Origin of the sequence: Winogradskyella sp. (genome assembly GCF_965656915.1) — a bacterium.
Taxonomy (GTDB): domain Bacteria; phylum Bacteroidota; class Bacteroidia; order Flavobacteriales; family Flavobacteriaceae; genus Winogradskyella.
In genome coordinates this window covers 1-3,462 of the sequence record NZ_CBFHMI010000101.1, presented here as the reverse complement: position 1 = coordinate 3,462, position 3,462 = coordinate 1, and the positions used below count along the sequence as shown (strand labels likewise).

Sequence of the window (3,462 nt, the reverse complement as noted above, 5' to 3'; positions counted from 1 at the left end):
AATAATTGCAACATCTTTAAGACGTACCGTTTTACCTTCAGGTGTAGCCTTTATAATAACATTAGACAATTCATCGCCAAAATACGAGCGGTTATTAGCTCTAATTAAATACTCTTCGGCATCTGTTTTAATATTACCTCCTGTGACTAAAATGTTAGACTGACCTACAGCAAGAGCTACATCTGTAAATGTAATATCATAAGCCAATAAATTTGTTTCATTGACCGCAATTTCAATTTCCTCCAGTGGATAACCCGAAACCTCTACTTGCGATATCCCTTGGATACTTCTTAGATCATTTTCAACTTGGCGTCCTATTTGTTTTAAAGTAGCCAAAGGAATGTCTTTGCCACTTACTGCAAAACTAATAGTTTGTCTTACTTCTTCTCGCTTTGCAACTATTAGCGGCTCCATACCTGTTGGATAGCTCGGTACACGATCCACAGCATTTTTAACTTCAAGAAGCATAAAATCTATATTCTCGCCTTTTTCAATTTCAACGGTAATGGTACCACTATTCTCTCTCGATACAGAAGTTACTCTATCTACACCACGAAGTCCTTTTAAATTATCTTCAATTTGAAGCACAATGCCTTCTTCGATTTCTTGAGGAGAAGCACCAGGATAGGTAATATTTACATTAATGATTTTTGACTCTACTAAAGGAAAAAAACTAGACTTTAAACTAAAGAAACCCAATAACCCAAATACAACAAATGCACCAATAACAATATTAACGGCGACGTGATAGCGAATAAAAAAAGAGATAATTTTTCTCATAAGATTATTCTCCTTTTGTATTAGAATAAGGTTTAACTAGCATACCAGAGTATGAACCTGGTACCGGTTTGGCGAGTATGATGCTACCATCCTTAACATCTTTTATAACTACTTTTTTATCTGTAAAGTATACAGGTTTTACTGGTATTGCGTCTAAAATGCTGTCCTTTAAAACGAAGATTGTATTACGCTCAGATAATAAGTTTCTATCGATTTCAATGGCATTTGGCTCGTCTCTTGCATCTAACTCGGCTTCTAAATAGATTCCCTCTTTTAAATCTGGATGCTTTACTTCAATAAATGCTGTAATCGTTTGGGTAGTAAGATCTACACTGCCATTAACTCTAGACACCACACCATTATATGTATTAATACCATCTAAAGTTGTTAGACTTACCTTTTCACCAACTTTTAAAAAAGAGGAAAATGTTCTGGATATAGCTACTTCAATCTCATAGACAGAAGTATCAATAAATTCACCCAGTTTTTGTCCATTTCTCACTAAAGAACCTTCTGTTACAAGTGCCTCTGTGAGGATTCCTGTAAAAGGGGCATTTATATAATACTTAGATAAACGTTGTTCTAAATTCTTAACGTTATAATAACTCGTTACGATACCTCGTCCTGTGATAAAAAACTTCTCTTTTTCAGAGGTCATTTTAGGTAACTTTGGAGTTGTTTTTTCTATATCAAAGTTAGTAAGATAAGTTTGCCACTTACTGAAGACATCCGGAAAATCTAAGCGTAAATCTGGCATAATTGCCGCAATATCATTGTACAAATTACTTTTAGCAGATTGCACACTTGCATAATATTCTGAAGCGTCAATTCTTATTATAGGCTCACCTTGTCGAAACTCTTGTCCCGGTTTAAATAACTTACCCGTTGGTTTAAATACACCTTGAACTTCAGAAAATAGTTCAATACGACGTTTTGCCACTAAATTTCCACTAGCCGAAATTACGATTGGAATTGTAGAATTCTTTACCGTATCAACAAACACAGTTTTTATAACTTTGGCAGGAACTGGTTTAGCTTTATTCTTGTTAGCTATGAGCTGTTTTGAATATAAAACAGCACTAATTACTAAAGCAATTCCTAAAACAGATAATATAATTTTTCTAAGCATAAGTATGATGGTCAGTAAATTGCAAATTTACCTATATCGCTATGCTATGGCGTTAAAATAATCTTAATTGTTAAAAGAATCTAACTGTTCCTGAACAGACTCCCAATCTTCCATTAACTTTTCTAAATCGGCTTTTTTACATTGATATTGATCAAAGAATAATGGATTTGAAGCATTGTTATCGTAATCTGTTGCTAATTTTACATCATCATTTTTAATACTTTTTTCTAAGTCATTAATTTTAGATTCAATATTACTTAGCTTATTATTTAAAGATTTGAGTTTCTTTTGATCTTTATAACTTTGCTTATTACTTTCTTTAGGTTGTTCTGCAATAACAGTTCTCCGTTCTGCCTCTCTAAGATTTTCAAGATTACGTTGCTCTAAATAAAAATCGATATCACCCAAATATTCTTTAATATTTTGATCTTTAAATTCATAAACTGTATCTGTTAATCCTTGAAGAAAATCTCTATCGTGCGACACTAAAACTAAAGTCCCTTCAAACTTCTTTAAAGCATCTTTTAGTACATTTTTAGACTTGATATCCAAGTGATTTGTTGGCTCATCCATTATTAGGACATTCAAAGGCTGCAATAACAACTTAGCAAGCGCTAATCTGTTTCTCTCACCACCTGAAAGTACTTTGACATATTTCTCAACTTCGTCTCCTCTAAATAAAAATGAACCTAGTATATCTCTTACCTTACTTCTGTTGGATTCGTTAGCAGCATCAATCATGGTATCTAAAACCGTTTTGTTTCCGTCTAAGTACTCCGCTTGATTTTGTGCGAAATATCCAATCTGAACGTTATGGCCTAAATTGACGTTTCCTTGGTGTTTTATTTCGCCGACAATAATTTTTGCTAAGGTGGATTTACCTTGCCCGTTCTGACCTACAAATGCCGTTTTAGTGTCTCTTGCTATTGACAGGTTTACATTATTTAGCACCTGTAACTCACCATAATGTTTAGAAACATCATCTAACTCAATGACAACTTTACCTGGTGTAATTGAAACCGGAAAGTTTAAAGTCATTACGCTATTATCATCTTCATCGACTTCGATTCTATCAATTCGATCTAATTTTTTAATTAAAGACTGTGCCATTGTAGCTTTTGAAGCCTTAGCTCTAAACTTCTCAATAAGCTTTTCTGTTTGCTGAATCTGTTTTTCCTGATTTTTTTGAGCTGCTAACTGTTGAATTTTCATTTCCTTTCTCAACTCTAAAAACTTACTGTAAGGCTTATTATAATCGTAAATACTTCCTAATGATATTTCTATAGTTCGATTAGTTACATTATCTAAAAACATTTTATCATGTGAAACAATGACAACCGCACCATTATAATTTCTCAGGAAACTCTCTAACCATATAATAGATTCAATATCTAAGTGGTTTGTAGGCTCATCGAGTAACAATAAATCGTTATTCTGAAGTAATAATTTAGCGAGTTCTATTCTCATGCGCCAACCACCTGAAAAGGTATCCGTGAGTTTATTAAAATCTTCACGTTTAAAACCTAGTCCCTGAAGTATTTTTTCGGTTTCAC

Annotated in this window: 3 protein-coding genes; all 3 read right to left on the bottom strand. The window is 33.3% G+C overall.

Annotation, left to right across the window (positions count from 1 at the left end; translation table 11 throughout):
- Positions 1–780 (bottom strand): efflux RND transporter permease subunit (locus ACTG3Y_RS13345; RefSeq protein ID WP_439153414.1); only part of this gene is annotated, 780 nt, incomplete at its 3' end.
- Between the two features lie 4 nt (positions 781–784).
- Entirely contained in the window at positions 785–1,909 is a 1,125-nt protein-coding gene (locus ACTG3Y_RS13340; protein WP_439153413.1) for an efflux RND transporter periplasmic adaptor subunit, read from the bottom strand.
- A 63-nt stretch (positions 1,910–1,972) separates the two neighbouring features.
- On the bottom strand, positions 1,973–3,462 hold a 1,490-nt coding region (locus ACTG3Y_RS13335; RefSeq protein WP_439153412.1), incomplete at its 5' end, for an ABC-F family ATP-binding cassette domain-containing protein.

Excerpts from the sequence above, each read along its gene's own strand:
- ACTG3Y_RS13340 (WP_439153413.1), bottom strand. The coding sequence starts at position 1,909 with ATGCTTAGAAAAATTATATTATCTGTTTTAGGAATTGCTTTAGTAATT.